Here is a 20,984-nt window from a genome sequence, read left to right as displayed (position 1 = left end):
CTATAGCGAGAAGAAAAAGCTGCAAGTTGGGTATGTTAACAGTGTGAAAAGTCAGCCTGACTACTATTTAATCACAAATGTAAGCAATTGAAATTATTGAGCTTAAACGTTTGCCTCTTTATATTGTTTCCATTTGGAAAAGATGTTTCTGAAACCAGAAAAATTTTGTGACTTAAATCACCTTATGTAGCCACTACTTTGGTAAAGAGATGTATGGTGCTAATTTCTGATCCCAGTGACAAGGCGTGCCAATCCTTTGCTTAATAAAATCGATCACTGCGGAGAGCTTTTTCGGCATGTGTTGACGGCTTGGGTAGACCGCATAAAACGGCATTGATTGACTTGCTTTCCAGTCTGGTAACAGCTGAATCAACTTACCGGTTCGGAACTCATCACCAAGCAGATAAGTGGCTAAGTAGGCAATTCCCCACCCCGATATCGCAGCATCACGAACCGCTTCTGCTAAGTCAACCGAGTAGTTGCCTGATACTTTGACATTAAGCTCTTGCTCACCTTTAGTGAAAGCCCAACTGGTGTAATCGCGCTCCCAACTTCTATATATCAAACAATTGTGTTGAGAGAGCTCATTGGGTTCCGTGGGTGTGGTGTGCTTTAGCAAGTATTCTGGTGAGGCAGCTACAATAAACTGGCAATCTGTTAATCGCTGTGCAATGTAGCCTTCTGGTAGGCGCTCATTGTTGGTGATCCAAAGGTCTAACCCCTCATCTAACATATCCACTTTGTAATCAAATAGGTGAACTTCTACTTGTAGCTGTGGGTACTGCTCTCGCAACTCTTGAATCGCAGGAATAATATGTAAGGTGCCAAATGACTGCGATAGTCCCAATCGGACGAGGCCCGCCACTTCATCTCTTTGGCTTTCCATTTCGAGCGTGGCGCTTTTCACCGCTTGTAAAACTTGCTCACAATGGTGATAAAAAGTTCGTCCAGCCTCCGTCGGGGTGAAACTACGTGTGGTGCGTTGCACAAGCTTAATGCCTAGAGAAGCCTCTAGTTGACTGAGCTGCTTACTGACGTGAGACACGGACACACCTAGGCTCTTAGCCGCGGCGGTAAAGTTCTTATGTTTGATCAACGCAGAGAAGATCACCATTTGTGCAGCACGTTCAGATAACACGCAAACCTCGATAAAATTTGAGAAAACAAAGGGCTCCGAAGAGCCCCTTTCATATTCACTGATTAGTTAGAATTAAGCACTTAGAAAGTGATGCGGTCAGCTAAATGACTTACCGCCAGTGCAAAGTAGTAAGAGCGGTTCCACTTCATCAATACGTTGTAGTTGTTGTACACCAAGTAAGTACGGCCGTTTTCATCATCTGGCATGATTAGCCAAGCTTTGATGTCTTCATCCAGTGTAGGCAGCGGACTACCATCGTACTTAGTAATGCCCAACTTGCTCCACTCTTGTAGGTACTTGCCTTTTTCAGCACCACGACCTTCAAGGTTATGATCAATACCATGCGGCACTTTTACTTGGCGACCCCAAGTATATTTATCGTCCCAACCAGACTCACCTAAGTAGTTAGCGGTTGAGGCAAACACGTCTGCTTCTGATTGCCAGATGTCTTTCTTACCATCGCCATTGCCATCTGCGGCAAAACGCAAAAATGAGCTAGGCATAAACTGACATTGACCCATCGCACCAGCCCACGAGCCTTTAAAGTTTTCTAGCTCGATATGGCCTTGATCAAGAATTTGTAGCGCGGCCATGGTTTCTTTGCGGAAAAACTCTTCACGTCGACCTTCAAATGCCATGGTCGACAACGCATCGATAACACGGAAGTTGCCAGTGAACTTGCCGAAATTACTTTCCACGCCCCAAAGCGCGACAATAAAGCGAGGTTGAACACCAAACTCATCACCAATGCGTTTTAGCTCTGCGTAATGCTCTTTGTATAACTGCTTCGCTTGTTTAACCTTCCACTCAGGTACTGCACGTGGGATATACTCGTCCAACGTCAGCTTTTTTTCTGGCTGGTTTCGGTCCGCTTTCACCGCGCGTGGTTTGTATTCAACATCGGCAAACGCGGCACTGATGACTTGCTCAGAGATACCTTTATCACGAGCTTCTGCTCGCAGTTTATTAAGGTATTCGTCAAATCCTTCGCTACTAGCAAAAGCCGAAGTACAAACCCCTAAGCTAAGCATCGTTGCCAGTATTTTTTTCATATTGCCCTCCTTGAGCAAGGCAGATCACTCAATAGCAAACCGACTTATTGTTCGTCTTTCTGTTGAGCTTTTTGTTCTTTGTATTTTTCTAATAAATTTTCTGGTGGTGGCGGCAACTGAAGGAAAAAGCCTTCGTTTTGTAATGAAGCTTTCACTTTCTCGACATCCACTTGCGCTAAGCTACGACCTTCTAGTTTGATCGTCATAACCGGCATAGGCTTACCGAACATCTGCATAAGTGTGTCAGGCACCTGTGAAAAATCGTCTTTTTTCGGGATGTAGAGGTAAGCGCCTTCTTTCTTGGAACTTTTATAAATAGAACAAAGCATGACAAGCCTTTTGTGCTGATTTCCGCCATTTTGGGGCGGATTTAAATAAAAACGTAAAATTCTCGCAAACTTGATAGCAAAAATGAGATTAAATCACTTATTTGCCTTTAAGATAACTTGCTGCGTCAAGGGATGAAATATAACATGACATACCTAGTTTAAGGCAACGCTCTTTCAACAGAGGCAAGAAGTCCACGATGACCCATTCACCTGACCTTAAAGGTAGCAGTTTTACATTGTCTGTTTTACACCTTTCTGACAATGAGATCGTCAAAACTGTCGAATTTTTGCAAGAAAAGGTTTCTCAAGCTCCTTCTTTTTTTGCGTCCGCCCCATTGGTGATCAATATAGCAAAAGTCGAAGGCGATATTGATTTTAACGCATTGAAGCAAGGTATTGCTGATGCCGGCTTTATTCCGGTTGGCGTAACGGGTTGCAAAGACAAACGCATACAAAACCTTGCCTCTGAAGCGGGCTTCGCCATTATGTCTGCTAGTAAATCTCCTGCAAAAGCACCAGCGAAAATGGCACCAACTAAAGTGGTGCGCACGCCTGTTCGCTCTGGCCAACAGGTATACGCCAAAGATGGCGATTTAGTCGTACTCGCGCATGTTAGCGAAGGGGCTGAAGTCATTGCCGATGGCTCTATTCATATTCACGGAACATTACGTGGCCGTGCAATCGCAGGAGCAAGCGGACAAAGCGAAGCTCGAATTATCTGCCACAATTTACAAGCTGAGCTAATCTCCATAGCGGGTGACTATTGGCTTAGTGATCAAATTGCGAGTGAGTTCTGGAAACAAAAAGTAATGATCAGTAAAGCAGAAGAATCATTACATCTTGAGACTCTCACGATTTAAGTTTTAAAAAGGAAATAAAATGGCACGCATTATTGTTGTAACGTCTGGTAAGGGTGGCGTGGGTAAAACCACTTCTAGCGCAGCCATCGCTTCTGGTCTTGCCCTCAAGGGTAAAAAGACAGCGGTGATCGATTTCGATATCGGCCTGCGTAATCTCGATTTAATCATGGGCTGCGAACGTCGCGTTGTTTATGATTTCGTTAACGTTATTAATGGTGAGGCAACGCTGAACCAAGCGTTGATCAAAGACAAACGTACCGATAACCTGTTTATTCTTCCTGCTTCTCAAACTCGAGATAAAGATGCACTGACTAGAGACGGTGTACAACGTGTGTTCAACGAGATGGGTGAGATGGGTTTCGATTTCATTATCTGTGACTCTCCAGCAGGTATCGAGCAAGGTGCTCTAATGGCGCTTTACTACGCAGATGAAGCGATCGTAACAACCAACCCTGAAGTCTCTTCAGTACGCGATTCAGACCGTATTCTTGGTATTCTTGATTCTAAATCACTTCGCGCTGAGCAAGGTTTAGAGCCAGTGAAGCAGCACCTTCTACTGACTCGCTACAACCCTGGCCGTGTAAACCAAGGTGAAATGCTGAGCGTTCAAGACGTAGAAGAGATCCTACATATTTCCCTACTTGGTGTTATCCCTGAAAGCCAAGCTGTATTGAATGCATCAAACAAAGGTGTTCCTGTTATTTTCGATGAGAATACAGATGCTGGTATGGCGTACTCAGATACCGTTGACCGCCTACTGGGTGAGCAAGTTGAATTTCGTTTCCTTACTGAGGAGAAGAAAGGACTCTTTAAACGACTATTTGGAGGCTAATAATGTCACTATTGGAATTTTTCCGACCTCAGAAGAAAGCATCAGCAAGCCTAGCGAAAGAGCGTTTACAAATCATCGTGGCGGAACGTCGTAGCCAAGATGATCCTGCGCCTTCATACTTACCGCAACTTAAGGAAGACATCCTTAAAGTGATCAGTAAGTACGTGGCTATTGACCCGAACATGGTTGACCTGACGTTTGAGCACAAAGACGATGACATTTCCGTTCTTGAGCTCAACGTGAAGTTGCCAGAAGACGAGAAGTAATTACTTTTCGTCTTTGCCTGAGTGCCCTCCTCTTCGTCATTCTGAACAGCGAGGAACGAGCGTAATTCAGAATCTGTTCCCAACGAGCTCGGATTGTTGAGGTATGGCTTTGGCTTCAAAGCAAGCGAGCTGTGAGTAGACTCCTAGTCTCACTTAGATTCTTACAGTTCGCTAGATTATCTGGAACGACTCGGTAGCTTAGCGTCGTAAGATGAGAACTTCAGGCAAAATACAAATGCGTGTTACAAAAAAAGGTTGGCCTATTTGCCAACCTTTTTCGTTTATCTTGTTTTGAGTAGTGCTTACTTGAGAATCTTATCCATCTTCTCACCGAGCAACTCTAGACGCCAACCTTGCATCACGTCCGGTAGTCTCGCTGGATCACGATCTTTCTTCCAAACCCAACTGATGATTTGGTTAATCTGCTTTTTCGACGCCAAAAACTCGGTCGCTAAGCCAGATTTTTGAGACGCTACTTTCACTACGTCCTTCATGTTCTTGAAGATTTGCTTGTAGCCAGGGTAATCCATCAAACGTTCAATAGTAGCAGGGTACTCATCGGCTGGAGTGAGCTTCGCTTGCTTGACGATAGCCGCTATACGCGCACCATGACGATTGATTGCGCGAATATCAATATCTTCTGCTTCCATCTTCTTGAAACTCGTCAGGCCAAGGCGTGCCACTGTGAGCAAGTCCCCTTCTTTGAAGATGAAGTTCAGCGCAAGATCGCGCTTTAGTGCTTCGCGGTAGCGCCAAGTTGCAAGAGGCTTAAGAACGGCTAACTCTCGAGGCTTTAGCTGCCAAGCGCCTTTAATATCAAGGTAGGCGTTGTCTGGGTTGGTATTACGAATACGTTTAGAAACCAGTAGGTCGCTTTCTTGCTGAACAGCTTCCCACCAGCCTGCTTCCGTCACCTTATCGAACAACTTCTCATAGAGAGGCAGCAAGTAGTGAACATCCGCTGCGGCATAATCAAGCTGCTTTTGTGTTAATGGACGTGCCATCCAATCGGTGCGAGATTCACTCTTATCCAGTTCCACACCAAGGTATTCTTCGACTAGCGTTGCAAAACCGGTTGAAAGTCCGTGGCCAAGAAACGCCGCCATAAGCTGAGTGTCCACCATTGGGAATGGCGTGCAATCAAAGGCATTTTGGAATACTTCTAAATCTTCACCACATGCGTGTAGAACTTTAAGTACTGAGGTGTCTTTAAGTAACTCAACAAATGAACTCATGTCGGTAAGTTCAGTTGGGTCAATTAGGGAAAGTTGCTTGCCATCGAAAAGCTGAATCAAGCCTAGCTGCGGATAGTAAGTCCTTACACGGACAAACTCAGTATCCAACATAACGACATCTGCTTCTCGAGCTAGAGCGCAAACTTGTTCTAGGTCTTTGTTTTTAGTAATAATTTGATAATTCACACGCTTCTCGCTATAAAAAAATGCCAGCAAAACGCTGGCATTCTAACATTAATTATCAATAAATGATTGTTGCACAAAGAAATCCGCTTATGCGCTCTTCTTCGCGAGCTCTGCGTCGTTTTCTTCACGCAATACGCGACGAAGGATCTTACCTACGTTAGTCTTAGGTAGATCTTCACGGAACTCAACCAACTTAGGTACTTTGTAGCCAGTTAGGTGTTGGCGACAATGTGCAATGACTTCGTCTTTAGTTAAGCTTGGATCACGTTTAACCACGTAAATCTTCACTAACTCACCAGAAACTTCGTGAGGCTGACCAATAGCAGCGACCTCAAGCACTTTACCGTGCAGAGCAACCACATCTTCGATTTCGTTCGGGTAAACGTTGAAGCCAGACACAAGAATCATGTCTTTCTTGCGGTCGACGATGTGTAGGAAGCCTTCCTCATCAAACTTAACGATATCACCGGTCGATAACCAACCATCTTCGTTGATCACTTCTTTGGTCGCTTCCGGACGCTGCCAGTAGCCCTGCATAACTTGAGGACCACGAACTTGAAGCTCGCCGGTTTCAGTGTTTGGTAAGCCGTTACCTTCTTCATCAACGATACGTACTTCCGTTGATGGTACAGGCAGACCGATAGAGCCGTTGTATTCCACTAGGTCATGCGGGTAAGCCGCCACGAGCGGAGAACATTCTGTTAGGCCGTAACCTTCAAGTAGGTAACATCCTGTTGTTTTCTGCCAACTCTCTGCAACCGCGCGTTGTACTGCCATACCACCACCTACTGCTAGGCGAAGGTTACTGAAATCTAGCTCATGGAAATCTTCGTTATTTACCAATGCATTAAACAGCGTGTTTACGCCGGTAATAGCGGTGAACTGGTGCTTCTGCAGCTCTTTCACAAAACCTGGAATGTCACGTGGGTTAGTAATCAGTAGGTTGTTGCCACCCATTTCGATGAATAGTAGACAGTTCACCGTCAGTGCGAATACGTGATAAAGCGGCAACGCCGTCACAACCAGTTCACGCCCCGGAGACAGTACTGGACCATAAGCGCCTTTCGCCTGCATTACGTTCGCAATCATATTGCGGTGCGTCAGGATTGCGCCTTTCGCTACGCCCGTTGTACCGCCGGTGTACTGAAGGAACGCAATATCATCGCCAGACATAAATGGCTTCACGTACTGAAGACGACGACCTTTATGCAGCGCTTTACGCATTGAGATTGCACCCGGCAGATCGTACTTAGGTACCATGCCTTTCACGTACTTAACTACGAAATCAACAAGCGTACCTTTCGCACGTGGCAGCATTTGACCAAGGCTGGTCAGAACTACGTGCTTAACAGGCGTGTTTTCAACGATCTGCTCAAGTGTGTTCGCGAAGTTAGAAACGATAACGATCGCCGTTGCGCCAGCATCGTTTAGCTGATGCTCTAGCTCACGGGGAGTGTAAAGTGGGTTCACGTTCACCGCGATACAACCAGCACGCAAAATACCAAATAGCGCGACAGGGTATTGCAGCAGGTTTGGCATCATAAGAGCAACGCGGTCACCCTTTTTCAGCTTTAGTTCGTTTTGTAGGTATGCGGCAAATGCGCGGCTACGCTCTTCCAACTTGCGGAAGGTCATGACCGAGCCCATGTTCATGAATGCCGGTTGGTCTGCGTATTTTTGTACAGACTGCTCGAACATTTCTACCAAAGACTCATATTGCTCTGGATTGATGGTTTCAGGTACGTCACTTGGATAACGTGAAAGCCATGGTTTATCCACGATGTTACTCCTCGTTTATAACTGGCTAAAAAATAGCGTCCTTTTTATTTTGAGCACTATTACAGCACAGCAAACGTGCTTGAGCACGTAACTCTCAAACACTTGTTTAAATTTTGTTAACTACACCAAGAATTCGCTTTGCGACCTCGAGCTTTTGCTCTAAATGACAATGATGCCCACCTGCGACAGAAACCACATTCGGTGGATTTTCTCCCCAATCGACTTGGTTAGACTGTAAATGCTGAAATCCTTTGTCACCTAAAATGATCAGGTGCGGACAGCAGATTTGGCTGGTTATTGCATTCGCGTGATCCTGCGCCATACGATAAAGAGACTCGCATTTTAATTTGGCATCATGTCGCCAAAACCATTGGTTATCACGACATTCAGTTCCGCGCTCTACGATAGGCATCAACTGCTCGGCGGTCAGGTGATTCGCTTGCATGCGTAGCTTTAACGCCAGATCGAAAGAAGCGATGGCTCGCTCCGGTTTGTTACGTTGACGTTGTCGACTGAGGACACCGGTACGCAGACGTTTAACGCTATTTGAAGGGTTTTCAGCGAGTGGGCCTGCCCCTTCAATTTGCACTAATGCTTCGACTTGCTCTGGAAAAGCAGCACTATAGCAACTTGCGATTAATGCGCCTAGTGAATGCCCTACTAACACGAGTCTGTTTGGCGATAATTCATCCAATAGTTGGTGTAAATCAGCAATGTAGTCATGAAAAGGATAGTAATTATCGGAGGATTTATGACTGGAGAGACCATGACCAAATAGGTCAATTGCTAACAAGTGAAGCTCAGGCGCTTTCTGGTTAATAGCATTCATCAGAGCCTTAAAACTGCCCGCATTATCCATCCACCCATGAAGAAAAACGACTGAACAAGCAGTCGTTTTTTCGTTTCCGATCTCTAGGGCAGCCATACTCCCAGATGGGAGTTCAAAACGGCGCTCATTAATCACAGATTACTTAACCTTCTTGATCACCTTGCCGTCTTGCGGAAAATCATTTCGCATCATGCGGCAGTTAATGGAGTAACAAGGGTAGAAGTAAGTTGGCGTATCGTACATGCGTACACGCTCTTCAATCTTCCATAAGCGGTAGCCATCGCCTTTCACTACAGGGAAAATGTAAGGGTGCTCACCGATTTTGCCTTGCTCTTCCCCTGCACTTTTACCAACAACAGTAATCAGCCTGCCTTTGCTAAACGATACTGGTTCTAAATATCCATCCATATATACAACAAAGCGGCCAATAGGTTCTTTATCAATATTTGGTTTACCAGTTTTACTAATTGGGAGGTTCACAACTTCCAAACGGGTTTTATCTTTCAAGTTGTCGACTTGAGCAATAACGCCGCCGAGTCTTACATCTTCCTTAACTTGACCTTGGGATTCTGCGAAGGTTTTATAATCTGTTATGACTTGTTCTGTTGACGCAGTAAGCTCTTCTGGTAGGGAGCTACACGCGGACAAGCCAATCGTAACAAGAAGGGTAAATAAAATTCGTTTGGATAGGTTCATGTTTCCCCTTTAAAGGTTGTGTTGCAGTTTAGATGTAAATATCGACACCAAGCAATTGAGCGAGTTCCTCTTTTTTCGCTTGGTTCATTACACCCATATATTCTTCCATGGCTTTGCGAGCACGTCCTTCAGGCAAATCATATTGAATTTGAGCCCGATGTATTTGTGATTCATCAACCTGTTTGATGGAGTGCGCGACCGCATTCGCCACCTTTGATGGTTGGCCAACGGGTTGCTTTTGCTGACTTTTCTTTACCTGACTTTTTTTGTTGGTTTTCGTCGTTCGATTTGCACCGGGAACCAACGCAGGAGGTAAACCATTTATCGATGCCATAACGCTCCATCTTTATTTAGGGCGAAGTAAACTTCGCCCTAACTCAATAAGGATTATTCGCGACCTGGTAGCTTCTTCCAAGTCACATTGTCGCGCAGATAAACTGGGCTCGACTCTTCTACTGGAACGGTATTGCCTTTCTCCAGCTCTTGTTTCGCCAAAATGACAATGTCTTGCGAATCAGGGTAAAGTACCTCACCAGCAGTTAGATTCAATCGAAGTTGACCTAACTCATCTTGGTATGCATCCCAACCTGTACCTGCGGTTGTCCATGTATTATCGTCAGCTTGTACTTCTTCGGCTAAACGCGCAGGTGGAATCACGCATTCTGCATCCACTCCTGCCCATTCACCATTCTCTTGACGAGTATAACGAGCCCAATAAACTTCACTCATGCGTGCATCAATTGCAACCGCAACATCAGTCGCGCCGTGTCGGCGGTAACTGCCTTGCGCCATGGCTGCGAGTGTTGAAACGCCAATCATTGGTAGATCCGCACCAAATGCTAAGCCTTGTGCAATACCAATACCGATACGAACACCAGTAAAGCTACCCGGGCCACGACCAAATGCAAGCGCATCCAACTCTTGAAGGGTCAAACCGGCTTCTTTCAGAAGTTCATCTACCATTGGTAGCACTTTCTTGGTGTGATCGCGAGGTGCAACTTCACTACGTGAAATCACTTTATCACCCACTAATAATGCAACAGAACAATTTTCTGTTGCAGTATCGATAGCAAGAATTTTTGCGCTCATTTGACTCTCTATAACTCTGTTCTAAATGTAATTAAGGCCACTCTATGACTGGCTATCTTGTTCGGCTTTTAGGAATGTTTTGATTCGTTCTAGATCTCGTGTTCTTGGGATCGGAGGTAAACTTGCTAAAAAGATCCCACCATAATCTCGTGTGACCAAACGGTTGTCACAAATGATTAATGCACCGTGATCTTTCTGATCTCGAATCAAACGCCCTACCCCTTGTTTTAACGTGATAACGGCGTCCGGAATTTGCACTTCTGCAAATGGCTCACCACCACGTAACCGACAATCTTCAATACGTGCCTTAAGCAATGGATCATCAGGGGCTGTAAACGGTAATTTATCGATGATAACACAGCTCAGTGCATCACCTCTAACATCTATCCCTTCCCAAAATGCACCAGTGGCCACCAGCAGTGCATTACCCAGCTCCATAAACTCGGCTAGGGTCTTCTGTTTACTCATTTCGCCTTGCATGAGTACTGGCAAATCCAGCACTTCACGAAAGCGTTCTCCTAGCTCACGCATCATGCTGTGCGAAGTACATAAGAAGAAACAACGTCCGTCATTCTCTTCAATGACAGGCGCGAGCATTCGCACCAGTTTGTCGGCTAAGCCTGGGCTGTTTGGCTCAGGTAAATAACGAGGTACACATAAACGCGCTTGCTGCTCGTAATCAAACGGAGAAGGCAGGGAAAACTGTTGTTTTGGCTTCAGACCCAAGCGTTCAGTAAAGTGCTTGAAGTCACCAGAGACAGCAAGGGTTGCTGAGGTAAAAATCCACGCACCTTGTTTGATTTCGATTTGCTCATGGAATTTATCCGCCACCGAAAGCGGTGTAATGTGCAGGGCGAAATGGCGCGGAGAAGTATCGTACCAGTAGGAATAACCGGTGATGTCTACGTCACACACTCTGTCGATCCGACCTTTGATGAGGTTGGCACGCTCAAACGCGGTATCCAGCAATTGGCTTCTACCCAACGCCAGTTTTAGTACATCGATGGCAAGATCTAGGCTATCAATTAAACGTACCAGTTCACGCTTGATCGATTCCGATTGCAGAGCCTCACGCCAGTTGCCACGAAAACCAGGTTCACCTAATACAATGCGCATGTCCATGGCACTTTGCATCAGTTTATCCCCCACTTTTTGCAGTTGACGCATGTCTTTCGCTTCTGTGCGGTAGGCAATTTCAATGTCTTTGGCAAGCTCTTGGATCTGACGGCTGGAGATCGACTGTCCGAAGTATTCACTGGCGATATCTGGAAGCTGGTGAGCTTCGTCGAAGATGAACACATCTGCCTCAGGGATCAGTTCGCCAAAACCCGTTTCTTTTATCGCAAGATCTGCGAGGAACAGATGGTGGTTTACGACAACGATGTCCGAATCCATCGCACGTTTACGTGCTTTTAAGACGAAACAATCAGTATAGCTCGGACACTCTTTGCCTAAGCAGTTGTCGTTGGTTGAGGTAATGGTTGGGATGATCATGCTGTCTTCAGGCAGATCTTCACAATCTCCTAAATCGCCCGTTTTCGTTTCCGAAGACCAAGAGCGTACCTTAACCAATTGAGTCAGCAGTGTTGGATCTGCTTCGTTGGTGTGGCTTTCGACCATCTGTCGGCTTAAGCGATCTAAACAAAGGTAGTTAGAGCGACCTTTTAACAATGCTACTTGACCATAGAATCCCAACGCATTCACCATCAACGGCAGGTCACGATGATATAGCTGCTCTTGTAAGTTCTTAGACCCGGTACTGATGATGACTTTTTTGCCACTCAATAACGCAGGCACAAGGTAAGCGAAGGTTTTACCTGTTCCCGTCCCTGCTTCAACCACCAGCTGAGTTTGGTCTTTGATCGCACTGCTGACGGCTTCTGCCATATCGATTTGGGGCTGACGAGCTTGAAAACCAGGTATAGCTTTACCTAGCGCACCATCAGAGGAAAAGGTTTTTGCGATCATCCACTTTTTGCCTGAGCGAGAAAAATTGCCGAGAGTATACCAAAGAACGGGAAAGGATCACGAGGTGACAAAAGTGCAGAAAGTGAGCCGGGGCGAGCCAATAATAAGACCCGCCCCGGAAGGTGTTTGTGAAGTTATTTACGATTTAAGTAGCGATTTAGCCAAGCTGGTCCTTGGAATGCATCGTCTGATACCATGGCTTTCGCCGCTTCGGTAGGAGTGGCTTTATTTTCCCACATTTGACTGAGCACCTGCTCATCAATGCCTTGTTCTCCCACTAGTGCACTTACTCGCTCTTGGTACAGTTTGCGTGCTAGTAGTTCTTTATCCATACGCACCACCTTAGCCTTTTAATTTTGTCTTACGTCAACAAACTTGTGACTGTTTAAATTCACCTAGATAATTTGTTGAAACCATTTTGATAATAGATTATTTATGGTGGTCAAATTGCGGCATAGTTCACCCTATTAGGGCTAAACAATTTTTCGTACGCTAAAAAAAATAAAACATGGAAGTATTCTATTTATGGAAAAGAAAACACTACTTACTCATTGTTCAGACGCCCCAGGCCTGATCTCAAAAATCACCAATATTTGTTATAAGCACCAACTGAATATCGTCCACAATAATGAGTTTGTAGATAATGCCAGTGGTCACTTTTTTATGCGTACCGAGCTAGAAGGCTACTTCAATGATCAGACTTTTCTAGCAGATTTAGACCAAGCACTGCCTCAAGGTGCGAAGCGAAAGCTCATCAGTTCCCGCCGTAAGCGTATCGTTATTTTAGTAACCAAAGAAGCGCATTGTTTAGGCGATATTTTAATGAAGAACTACGACGGAAGTTTGGATGTAGAGATCGCAGCCGTTGTCGGTAACTACGACAAGCTACAAGGCCTTACTGAACGCTTCGATATCCCTTATCACCATGTTACTCACGAAGATCTGAGCCGCGAAGAGCATGAGCAAAAGATGCTCGAAGTTATCGCTCAATACGATGCGGACTTTTTAGTTCTGGCGAAGTACATGCGTGTGCTAACCCCAGCTTTTGTAGAGCAGTACCATCACAAGATTATTAATATTCACCACAGTTTCTTGCCCGCTTTCATCGGTGCGAAACCGTACCAACAAGCGTTTGATCGTGGCGTGAAAATCATTGGTGCAACCGCACACTTTGTTACCAATGATCTAGATGAAGGGCCAATCATTAAGCAGGACGTAATTCCTGTCGATCACACGTTCAGCGCACAAGATATGGCGCAAGCGGGTCGTGATGTAGAAAAGAACGTGTTGAGCAAAGCACTGAACAAAGTGCTCAATGACCACGTTTTTGTTTACGGTAATAAGACGGTTATTCTTTAAGTTAGTGACTGACTGCTAACTATTAAAAACGCGTAATTAGAGAAGGTATTGCCTTTTCGTTACGCGTTTTTTGTATCAGTCGTCGGATGTTTTATGGCAGTGCATGTAAGAGATTCCCGACTGCGCTCCTTCGTCGCTTTCGGGAATGACGTAAATGAGGCATGAACATGAAAGCTAATTAGTGCACATCCCTTAACCAAACACAAACGGCTTGAACTTCGTCAGTCCGACGAGCTTAAGCGAGATCAGGAATCTCATATTCGCGCACTGTCAGCTCCAGTTTGCCCACAAAGCTAACAGCGCACGTAAAACAAATTAAGCCTGCTCAGACTCCACAATACGCTTGAGTGAATGCGGATGCAGCTTGATACAAATGCCTTGATACTTAAACGCCACCGTTGGGTTATTCAAGCGTTCGCCTTCCCCTTTCGGGCTCGATAGTTTGATCTTCACACCCAGCTCTTCTAACTCACTAAAGCGTGCGCCAAACGCTGGATAAGTGTGTTTCAAATCAGCAAGAAACTCATCTGCGGTTTCGGCATGAGACGGAATCACGAACTCCACATGTTCCCAGCTTTCAGTTGGGTAGATTTTACCTTCCGCAGGGTATGGCAACTCCAGACACTCAATCTTCCAGCCACGGCTTTCCAACGCTTTATCGAACTCAATAACAATAATTGGGCGACCGTTGATTTTCGCTTGTGAAATCACCTTGCCGTATTGAATCCAAGCCTCATGCGCGGCTTTCGCTGTTTCAGTATCATTAATACGCAGCGCAATATGGTCAGCTTGAGCAAAGCTCAGATCCAGTTTTAACAGGGATGCAAGCTCTTCAATCTTCGCCATAAATGCATCCAGATCTTGGATCATCAATTCAGGCGCTAGGCGTTTTTCAACTAGTTGAGTCGTCATTGTGGCTCTCTTTTGGGGCGATTTATCTCATTACTCTGAGCGCAATAGTAAACGCAAACCAAGCCACATTTCCATTCAATCGAAAAAGTATAAATTTCCCCTAATCCTCTCTGTATGAAAAGCAATAAAGTTGTTATCATTAGCCCCATTTTTGTGAACTCCAACAGAACTCGGCACTTATATCGCCGAGTTCTTCGTCCTTGAATTGAAGGAAACGCGTGTGAATATCCAAGCACTTATTAATGACAAAGTATCTCAGGCTCTAGAAGCCGCTGGCGCACCTGCAGGCAGTCCTGCAGCAGTTCGCCAATCAGCAAAGCCACAATTTGGTGACTACCAAGCAAACGGCGTAATGGGCGTTGCTAAAAAACTGGGTACTAACCCACGAGAATTTGCACAGAAAGTACTGGATGTTCTAGACCTAGACGGTATTGCGAGCAAAACAGAGATCGCTGGCCCTGGTTTCATCAACATTTTCCTAAGCGAAGAGTTCCTAGCGAAGCAAGCGGAAGCAGCACTGGCTGATTCACGCCTTGGCGTTGCTGCAGACGAAGCTCAAACTATCGTTGCTGACTACTCTGCACCAAACGTAGCAAAAGAAATGCACGTTGGTCACCTACGTTCAACCATCATCGGTGATGCGGTAGTACGTACTCTTGAGTTCCTAGGTCACAAAGTGATCCGTGCGAACCACATCGGTGACTGGGGTACTCAGTTCGGTATGCTTATCGCAAACCTTGAGCGTGTACAACAAGAGTCTGGCGAAGTTTCTATGGAACTGGCTGACCTTGAAGGCTTCTACCGTGAGTCTAAGAAACTTTACGACGAAGACGAAGAATTCGCAGTTAAAGCACGTAACTACGTTGTGAAACTGCAAAGCGGCGACGAGTTCTGCGCAGAAATGTGGAAGAAGCTGGTTGACGTAACCATGATCCAAAACCAACGTAACTACGATCGTCTAAACGTATCTCTATCTCGTGATGACGTAATGGGCGAGAGCATGTACAACGACATGCTACCTAAGATCGTAGCAGACCTTAAAGCACAAGGTCTTGCGGTTGAAGATGACGGCGCGCAAGTTGTGTTCCTTGAAGAGTTCAAGAACAAAGACGGCGAAGCGATGGGCGTTATCGTTCAGAAGCGTGACGGCGGCTTCCTATACACAACAACAGATATCGCATGTGCGAAATACCGTTACGAAGAGCTAGGCGCAGATCGTGTGCTTTACTTCATCGACTCTCGTCAGCACCAGCACCTAATGCAAGCTTGGACTATTGTTCGTAAAGCGGGTTACATCCCAGAATCTGTTTCTCTTGAACACCACGCATTCGGCATGATGCTAGGTAAAGATGGTAAACCATTCAAGACTCGTGCAGGTGGTACGGTTCGTCTTGCTGATCTTCTAGATGAAGCAGAAGTTCGTGCAGCACAGCTGATCGAATCTAAGAACCCAGAACTAGCAGAAGACGAGAAGAAAGCGATCGCGAACACAGTTGCAATGGCAGCGGTTAAATACGCAGACCTTTCTAAGCACCGCACCACGGACTACGTGTTCGATTGGGACAACATGCTAGCGTTCGAAGGTAACACTGCACCGTACATGCAATACGCTTACACTCGCGTAGCATCTGTATTCGCTAAAGCTGGCGTTTCTATGGATGATCTACAAGGTGAAATTAAGATCACTGACGAGAAAGAAAAAGCGCTTATCGCAAAACTTATGCAGTTCGAAGAAGCAGTTCAGTCTGTTGCTCGCGAAGGTCAACCACACATCATGTGTAGCTACCTATTCGAACTAGCAGGTCAGTTCTCTAGCTTCTACGAAGCATGCCCTATCCTAGTTGCTGAAGACGAAGCAGTGAAACAAAGCCGTCTGAAACTAGCAGCCCTAACAGCGAAGACCATCAAGCAAGGTCTATCTCTACTAGGTATTGATACTCTAGAGCGTATGTAAGCAAATCGAGAATCGAGAATCGAGAATCGAGAATCGAGAATCGAGAATCGAGAATCGAGACGATTTAGAAAGGTTGGCGTGAAAGCGTCAACCTTTTGTTTTATCTGGCGTATACTGATGTCATTCAATTCAAATCGGATAATATAATGAGTTTTGAACTGCACCCTCAATTGGCAAAAGACACTACCGTTATCGGTCACTTCCCACTGTGTGTGGCGCTTCTGCATAAAGACAATGCCGTGCCATGGGTTATCTTGGTACCAAAACGTGCAAACCTAAAAGAGCTTCACCACTTGCCAATGAAAGAACAGCAACAGTTTTTGCTAGAGTCTCAGGCAGTAAGCCAAGCACTAGAAGCAACATTCCGTCCAGACAAGTTAAACCTAGGCGCACTAGGTAACATGGTGCCTCAGCTACACATTCACCATATTGCTCGCTTCAAAGATGACGTAGCATGGCCGGGACCAGTTTGGGGCAGCACCAAAGGTGAATTCCGTACAGAAGAAGAGCAAAACGAATTGCTTGGCCGTATTAAAAACGTGCTATCACTGAGCTCTATTTTCCAAAAAGCATAAGCGCTGCCAGCGAAAATAATTCGCCTTTGAATATGGCTGAAACAGACAGAGAAAGATTAATACGTATTTGTAATAATCTTTCTCATTTTTCTAGGATTATCACTAAAATAAAACTTGTTTAGACTGCCCGCTCAGTTAGAGAGGGTCATCATGAAACAAGTCTTCAACACATTCCGATACGTCAGCTGGATCGCCATCATCTGTTCTATGGCTGCTTCATTCTTGCTTTTTCTTATGGGCGCAGCAAAAACCTATTCGGCATTTGCGGTCTTCATTCTTAATCAAACACCTCCAAAAGCACTCGCACATTTAGATAAAGCAGACATCGCGATCGCGTATTTGATCAAATCACTGGATACGTTTCTTGTCGCACTAGTTTTGTTCATCTTTGCTCACGGCATCTACACACTGTTTATTTCCAACAAAGCTAAAGCGAAAACACAAGAACCGTCGGTTTTGCATTGGATCAGAACCCCAAACATAGGCCACCTAAAAAACATTTTGGCTGAAGTCATTATTGTGATTTTGTTTGTGAAGTTCTTGGAGCTCGTACTGATTAATTTCGATAGCTTAGACTGGACAATCTTAACCCTACCAATTTCGATTTTAGTTCTAAGCCTTGGATTAAAGTTCTTAGAACTAGGCTCAACCAAGCACTCTGAAGATCACTGATTGAATAGACAAAAAAGAAAAGCCGCATCATTGCTGATGCGGCTTTGTCGTTCTTACTTGAGACTTCTTGCTGCTACATGGTTACTGTTAAAGATAACCCATCTTGCTTAGTTACAGAGTAGCGCACTCGAGTCACGTCATGAGCTTTATTGGTGTCGACTAAGCGGTTAACTTTACCCTTCTTGATCCACACGCTTAACATCGCGTCGGCTCCGTCTTCACTCATCCCAAACTGCTTAGCCAGATCTGACTGGGAGACGGTTCCTTTGTCTGCAATGTATTGATAAAGCTCTTTTAAAATCATGCTACTTGCACCTCTAGTGCACCTTGGTGCTTCTTACCTACTCGCTTGAACACGCGGTATGTACCAAAGAAGATTGCCACAATCACTGCCATCCAAATACCGCTAGTAATAGGGCTATCTGCAAAGTGTGTCAACTGGTTGTAGAACGTCGCACATAGATATGCCAAGCCCATTGTCCACACCGCAATAAAACGCGCGAAGTTATGGCCGAACTCACGTACGTATGCACCCATCGCTGCTACACATGGCGTGTAAAGAAGAATAAAGATTAGGTAAGCAAACGCTGCGTTACCAGAAGCAAATTGAGCTTTGATGTTACCAAAGATAGATGCATCTACTTCTTGCTCTTCTGCTACTGCACTTGAATCAGTAAGGTCACCGACTTCAATGCCCAGTGGATCTGAGTAGCTCAAACCAGCAAGGTTATCAGGGATACTCATTACCGCTTCTTCTAGGCTGCCCATTAGGTCAAATTCCGCTTCTTCGCCATCACTTGGTGTGGTGTACAGGCTGTTAAGCGTACCTACCACAGCTTCTTTAGCGAAGATCCCCGTAATAATACCAACAGTTGCTGGCCAGTTATCTTCTTGAACGCCGATTGGTGCAAACACTGGTGTCACGACTTGTGCTGCTTTAGAAAGTACAGAATTTTCACTGTCTTCGTTACCAAAACTGCCATCTGTACCTAGTGAGTTAAAGAAACTTAGGATTGCCACAACGATTACGATGGTTTTGCCCGCACCCAATACAAAGCGCTTCAGTTTTTGCCACGTTTTGATCACAACGTTTTGTAGTGTTGGAAGCTCGTAATCTGGCATTTCCATAACCAACGTGTCACTGCTACCTGGGTAAAGCGTGTGCTTAAGGAAAAGACCAGTGAAAATCGCAGCCACAATACCAAGTAGGTAAAGTGCAAATACAATGTTCTGACCTGAGCCAGGGAAGAACGCAGCAGCAAATAGCGCGTATACAGGCAAACGAGCACCACATGACATGAATGGCGCCATTGATGCAGCCAGTTTACGTTCACGCTCTTGGTCTAAAGTACGAGTTGCCATGATTGACGGTACGTTACAGCCAAAACCAAGAACAAGCGGAACAAATGCTTTGCCCGGTAGGCCGATCTTCTGCATCACTTTATCTAGTACGAATGCTGCACGAGCCATGTAGCCTGAGCTTTCAAGCACAGCTAGGAAAAGGTACAAACACGCGATAACTGGAATGAAAGTCGCGACTGTTTGGATACCACCACCGATACCATCAGCAAGAACAGTTACCAGCCAAACTGGCAAATGACCATCCAATAAGTGGTGACCGCCATCAACTAGCAACGCACCAACACCGATATCGAAGAAGTCGATGAACGCACTACCAATGTTGATAGAGAACATGAACATTAGGTACATCACAACGAAGAAGAATGGAATGCCCACCCACTTGTTGAGGATGAACTGGTCGAGCTTTTCAGTCACACTACGACTTAGCTTACCTTCGCTACGGCGTACTTTCTTACACTCTTCGTGAAGGTGCGTATATTTAGTGTCGGCAACATGCAGGTCAACATCCAGTTCAAGCTCAGTAATAGTGTTTTCAACGCTATTGCGGTCAGCATCTGACATACTGTTAAGAACAAGTGCATCTTTTTCTAATGCACGAATCGCTAGAGCACGGTTAGAAACGGTTTGATCATTAAAAAGAGCCGAAACGTTATTGATCGCCGCTTCCATTTGCTCGCCGTAGTTCAAAGACATTTCTTTTAGTGCAACACCTTGAACCACAGATTTGTGTAGCTTCTCTTTAAACTCGGCAACTTGTGCTTTGTTTGTCGCAGATAGACTTACTACTGGGCAACCCAGTGTCTTTTCCAGTTCAGCTACATTGATGATTTGGCGTTCGCGCTTAAGCGCATCCATCTTGTTCAAGACAACAATCATTGGACGGCCAAGTTCACGTAGTTGAAGTGTCATATATAGGCTACGTTCAAGACTGGTTGCATCTACTACGTTGATGATCAAATCTGCTGGGTGAGTTAAAACCGCACGGGATGCGATCGACTCATCAATGCTGTTGCTGTCGTTACCACTATCGAGTGAGTAAATACCAGGCAGGTCAGTCAGTGCAAAATCATCACCTGCATGTTTAAACTGACCTGTTTTCTTCTCAACAGTTACACCAGCCCAGTTACCAACCTGCTGTTTAGCACCTGTCAGGCCATTAAAAAGTGTTGTTTTACCGCTGTTTGGGTTACCTACAGTAAGAATTTGATATTGCATTATGCTCGCTCCACTTCAATGTTTTGCGCAATCGCTTCTCGCAATGCAACAGAAACACCACGAACTTCAACTTGCAGAGGGTCGCCCATAGGTGCGCGTCGAATTACTTTTACTAGAGTGTTAGGAAGTAGCCCCATTACCATGAGCTTTTTTCGAACATCTGAGGATAGACCTTCAAGTAATCGAATAGTTACCGTTTCTCCGGGTTTGATCTCTGATAGCTTCATAATGGCCCTTAAGAGTATTGCTAATGATAAATATTATTATTAAGAGTATTCAATGGGGCGATTCTACTCCCCAATACCCTCCTATTCATTGTGTGAAATCAAAGATTCCACGAATCTACCCTGTTTATTAGTCGTCAAGTTCGTTAATTAAAACTCCGTCATTTTCGTCAAAATCAATAAATGAGCCCACAGAAAACAATAACAAACCGATAACAAAAGAAACCCAAAAATAAATTAAACCCTATTTATCAATGCCTTACGGTATAAAATTCAACTTGTCGCATTTCTCACATAAAGGTGTCGTTATTTTTATAAGAAAAATAAGTAAGGTCTCGTATAGTTAACCCATCGAGAGGCAACAGCCACTCAAAAGAATTCCAGAGGTGGCATGGCAACATGTCACTCCGGCAGCAAGCGAAGGTGTCATTGACACCCGTGGTATAGTCCCC

At 45.1% G+C, this 20,984-nt stretch carries 22 protein-coding genes; 7 read left to right on the top strand and 15 right to left on the bottom strand.

What is annotated here, in order from left to right:
• Nucleotides 1–193 precede the first annotated feature (193 nt).
• From J4N37_RS04145 to J4N37_RS04135, 3 genes are all read right to left on the bottom strand, one after another.
• Nucleotides 194–1,138 carry a LysR family transcriptional regulator gene (locus J4N37_RS04145; RefSeq protein ID WP_252041709.1) on the bottom strand — a complete coding sequence of 315 codons (945 nt, stop codon included), beginning with the start codon at nucleotides 1,136–1,138 and terminating at the stop codon, nucleotides 194–196.
• An 80-nt stretch (nucleotides 1,139–1,218) separates the two neighbouring features.
• On the bottom strand, nucleotides 1,219–2,190 hold the full coding sequence (locus tag J4N37_RS04140; protein WP_252041708.1) for a lytic murein transglycosylase: 972 nt from the start codon (nucleotides 2,188–2,190) through the stop codon (nucleotides 1,219–1,221).
• 44 nt (nucleotides 2,191–2,234) lie between these two features.
• A complete protein-coding gene (locus J4N37_RS04135) occupies nucleotides 2,235–2,519 on the bottom strand; it encodes a YcgL domain-containing protein (RefSeq protein ID WP_010446889.1) in 285 nt (94 codons plus the stop codon).
• 197 nt (nucleotides 2,520–2,716) lie between these two features.
• Here J4N37_RS04135 and minC point away from each other — a divergent pair, with 197 nt between their 5' ends.
• From minC to minE, 3 genes are read left to right on the top strand one after another with little or no spacing between them, the layout of a single operon-like run.
• Complete coding sequence (minC, locus tag J4N37_RS04130; protein ID WP_038884821.1) at nucleotides 2,717–3,379, top strand: septum site-determining protein MinC; 663 nt, start codon at nucleotides 2,717–2,719, stop codon at nucleotides 3,377–3,379.
• Nucleotides 3,380–3,398: 19 nt separating this feature from the next.
• Nucleotides 3,399–4,211, top strand: coding sequence for a septum site-determining protein MinD (gene minD, locus J4N37_RS04125; RefSeq protein WP_010446885.1), 813 nt, complete (start codon nucleotides 3,399–3,401; stop codon nucleotides 4,209–4,211).
• A gap of 2 nt (nucleotides 4,212–4,213) precedes the next feature.
• Complete coding sequence (minE, locus tag J4N37_RS04120; protein ID WP_010446883.1) at nucleotides 4,214–4,477, top strand: cell division topological specificity factor MinE; 264 nt, start codon at nucleotides 4,214–4,216, stop codon at nucleotides 4,475–4,477.
• Nucleotides 4,478–4,779: 302 nt separating this feature from the next.
• Here the strand turns inward: minE and rnd are convergent, their stop codons facing one another.
• The 8 genes from rnd to J4N37_RS04080 form a co-directional block, all read right to left on the bottom strand.
• Nucleotides 4,780–5,898, bottom strand: a complete 1,119-nt coding sequence (rnd, locus tag J4N37_RS04115) for a ribonuclease D (RefSeq protein ID WP_252041706.1) — start codon at nucleotides 5,896–5,898, stop codon at nucleotides 4,780–4,782.
• A gap of 87 nt (nucleotides 5,899–5,985) precedes the next feature.
• The gene (fadD, locus tag J4N37_RS04110) at nucleotides 5,986–7,677 is read right to left on the bottom strand and encodes a long-chain-fatty-acid--CoA ligase FadD (RefSeq protein WP_038884822.1); all 1,692 of its coding nucleotides are present in this window, start codon (nucleotides 7,675–7,677) and stop codon (nucleotides 5,986–5,988) included.
• A gap of 106 nt (nucleotides 7,678–7,783) precedes the next feature.
• Nucleotides 7,784–8,638, bottom strand: coding sequence for an alpha/beta fold hydrolase (locus tag J4N37_RS04105; protein WP_252042101.1), 855 nt, complete (start codon nucleotides 8,636–8,638; stop codon nucleotides 7,784–7,786).
• 6 nt (nucleotides 8,639–8,644) lie between these two features.
• Entirely contained in the window at nucleotides 8,645–9,202 is a 558-nt protein-coding gene (locus J4N37_RS04100) for a Slp family lipoprotein (protein ID WP_252041705.1), read from the bottom strand.
• A gap of 28 nt (nucleotides 9,203–9,230) precedes the next feature.
• Nucleotides 9,231–9,536 carry a hypothetical protein gene (locus J4N37_RS04095; protein ID WP_010446873.1) on the bottom strand — a complete coding sequence of 102 codons (306 nt, stop codon included), beginning with the start codon at nucleotides 9,534–9,536 and terminating at the stop codon, nucleotides 9,231–9,233.
• Between the two features lie 53 nt (nucleotides 9,537–9,589).
• The gene (gene tsaB / locus J4N37_RS04090) at nucleotides 9,590–10,291 is read right to left on the bottom strand and encodes a tRNA (adenosine(37)-N6)-threonylcarbamoyltransferase complex dimerization subunit type 1 TsaB (RefSeq protein ID WP_010446871.1); all 702 of its coding nucleotides are present in this window, start codon (nucleotides 10,289–10,291) and stop codon (nucleotides 9,590–9,592) included.
• Nucleotides 10,292–10,333: 42 nt separating this feature from the next.
• Nucleotides 10,334–12,259 carry a DNA repair helicase YoaA gene (gene yoaA / locus J4N37_RS04085; RefSeq protein WP_038884827.1) on the bottom strand — a complete coding sequence of 642 codons (1,926 nt, stop codon included), beginning with the start codon at nucleotides 12,257–12,259 and terminating at the stop codon, nucleotides 10,334–10,336.
• Between the two features lie 134 nt (nucleotides 12,260–12,393).
• A complete protein-coding gene (locus J4N37_RS04080) occupies nucleotides 12,394–12,591 on the bottom strand; it encodes a hypothetical protein (RefSeq protein WP_010446866.1) in 198 nt (65 codons plus the stop codon).
• Between the two features lie 193 nt (nucleotides 12,592–12,784).
• Between J4N37_RS04080 and purU the strand changes: the two genes are divergently transcribed.
• Complete coding sequence (purU, locus tag J4N37_RS04075; RefSeq protein WP_038884829.1) at nucleotides 12,785–13,618, top strand: formyltetrahydrofolate deformylase; 834 nt, start codon at nucleotides 12,785–12,787, stop codon at nucleotides 13,616–13,618.
• A gap of 315 nt (nucleotides 13,619–13,933) precedes the next feature.
• Here purU and J4N37_RS04070 read toward each other — a convergent pair whose 3' ends face one another.
• Nucleotides 13,934–14,530, bottom strand: coding sequence for a VOC family protein (locus tag J4N37_RS04070; protein WP_252041704.1), 597 nt, complete (start codon nucleotides 14,528–14,530; stop codon nucleotides 13,934–13,936).
• A gap of 220 nt (nucleotides 14,531–14,750) precedes the next feature.
• On the opposite strand from J4N37_RS04070, the gene argS reads away from it, so the two are divergent.
• From argS to J4N37_RS04055, 3 genes are all read left to right on the top strand, one after another.
• Entirely contained in the window at nucleotides 14,751–16,484 is a 1,734-nt protein-coding gene (gene argS, locus J4N37_RS04065; RefSeq protein WP_010446861.1) for an arginine--tRNA ligase, read from the top strand.
• A 146-nt stretch (nucleotides 16,485–16,630) separates the two neighbouring features.
• Complete coding sequence (locus J4N37_RS04060; RefSeq protein ID WP_252041703.1) at nucleotides 16,631–17,059, top strand: HIT family protein; 429 nt, start codon at nucleotides 16,631–16,633, stop codon at nucleotides 17,057–17,059.
• Between the two features lie 150 nt (nucleotides 17,060–17,209).
• Nucleotides 17,210–17,731 (top strand): YqhA family protein, encoded by a 522-nt coding sequence (locus J4N37_RS04055; protein WP_252041702.1) that lies wholly within the window; start codon nucleotides 17,210–17,212, stop codon nucleotides 17,729–17,731.
• Nucleotides 17,732–17,804: 73 nt separating this feature from the next.
• Here J4N37_RS04055 and J4N37_RS04050 read toward each other — a convergent pair whose 3' ends face one another.
• Genes J4N37_RS04050 through J4N37_RS04040 form a run of 3 tightly spaced genes read right to left on the bottom strand, consistent with a single transcriptional unit; the run spans nucleotide 17,805 to nucleotide 20,535 of the window.
• Nucleotides 17,805–18,035, bottom strand: coding sequence for a FeoC-like transcriptional regulator (locus J4N37_RS04050; protein WP_010446855.1), 231 nt, complete (start codon nucleotides 18,033–18,035; stop codon nucleotides 17,805–17,807).
• Complete coding sequence (gene feoB / locus J4N37_RS04045; protein WP_088881180.1) at nucleotides 18,032–20,308, bottom strand: Fe(2+) transporter permease subunit FeoB; 2,277 nt, start codon at nucleotides 20,306–20,308, stop codon at nucleotides 18,032–18,034. The genes J4N37_RS04050 and feoB overlap by 4 nt, the downstream gene beginning before the upstream one ends.
• Nucleotides 20,308–20,535, bottom strand: coding sequence for a FeoA family protein (locus tag J4N37_RS04040; protein WP_010446851.1), 228 nt, complete (start codon nucleotides 20,533–20,535; stop codon nucleotides 20,308–20,310). The genes feoB and J4N37_RS04040 overlap by 1 nt, the downstream gene beginning before the upstream one ends.
• Nucleotides 20,536–20,984: the final 449 nt, after the last annotated feature.

It is taken from the genome of Vibrio sp. SCSIO 43153 (assembly GCF_023716625.1).
Classification (GTDB): Bacteria; Pseudomonadota; Gammaproteobacteria; order Enterobacterales; family Vibrionaceae; genus Vibrio; species Vibrio rotiferianus.
The sequence above is the reverse complement of the archived record's forward strand: the minus strand, read 5'-3'. Positions and strand labels throughout refer to the sequence as shown.

What these genes read in the sequence shown, in the direction of transcription:
- J4N37_RS04140 (WP_252041708.1), bottom strand. Translation starts at nt 2,190, where the DNA reads ATGAAAAAAATACTGGCAACGATGCTTAGCTTAGGGGTTTGTACTTCG.
- J4N37_RS04095 (WP_010446873.1), bottom strand. Translation starts at nt 9,536, where the DNA reads ATGGCATCGATAAATGGTTTACCTCCTGCGTTGGTTCCCGGTGCAAAT.
- tsaB (WP_010446871.1), bottom strand. Translation starts at nt 10,291, where the DNA reads ATGAGCGCAAAAATTCTTGCTATCGATACTGCAACAGAAAATTGTTCT.
- minD (WP_010446885.1), top strand. Translation starts at nt 3,399, where the DNA reads ATGGCACGCATTATTGTTGTAACGTCTGGTAAGGGTGGCGTGGGTAAA.
- J4N37_RS04060 (WP_252041703.1), top strand. Translation starts at nt 16,631, where the DNA reads ATGAGTTTTGAACTGCACCCTCAATTGGCAAAAGACACTACCGTTATC.
- J4N37_RS04135 (WP_010446889.1), bottom strand. Translation starts at nt 2,519, where the DNA reads ATGCTTTGTTCTATTTATAAAAGTTCCAAGAAAGAAGGCGCTTACCTC.
- feoB (WP_088881180.1), bottom strand. Translation starts at nt 20,308, where the DNA reads ATGCAATATCAAATTCTTACTGTAGGTAACCCAAACAGCGGTAAAACA.
- J4N37_RS04080 (WP_010446866.1), bottom strand. Translation starts at nt 12,591, where the DNA reads ATGGATAAAGAACTACTAGCACGCAAACTGTACCAAGAGCGAGTAAGT.
- J4N37_RS04100 (WP_252041705.1), bottom strand. Translation starts at nt 9,202, where the DNA reads ATGAACCTATCCAAACGAATTTTATTTACCCTTCTTGTTACGATTGGC.
- minE (WP_010446883.1), top strand. Translation starts at nt 4,214, where the DNA reads ATGTCACTATTGGAATTTTTCCGACCTCAGAAGAAAGCATCAGCAAGC.
- minC (WP_038884821.1), top strand. Translation starts at nt 2,717, where the DNA reads ATGACCCATTCACCTGACCTTAAAGGTAGCAGTTTTACATTGTCTGTT.
- J4N37_RS04055 (WP_252041702.1), top strand. Translation starts at nt 17,210, where the DNA reads ATGAAACAAGTCTTCAACACATTCCGATACGTCAGCTGGATCGCCATC.
- J4N37_RS04050 (WP_010446855.1), bottom strand. Translation starts at nt 18,035, where the DNA reads ATGATTTTAAAAGAGCTTTATCAATACATTGCAGACAAAGGAACCGTC.
- purU (WP_038884829.1), top strand. Translation starts at nt 12,785, where the DNA reads ATGGAAAAGAAAACACTACTTACTCATTGTTCAGACGCCCCAGGCCTG.
- J4N37_RS04070 (WP_252041704.1), bottom strand. Translation starts at nt 14,530, where the DNA reads ATGACGACTCAACTAGTTGAAAAACGCCTAGCGCCTGAATTGATGATC.
- J4N37_RS04040 (WP_010446851.1), bottom strand. Translation starts at nt 20,535, where the DNA reads ATGAAGCTATCAGAGATCAAACCCGGAGAAACGGTAACTATTCGATTA.
- yoaA (WP_038884827.1), bottom strand. Translation starts at nt 12,259, where the DNA reads ATGATCGCAAAAACCTTTTCCTCTGATGGTGCGCTAGGTAAAGCTATA.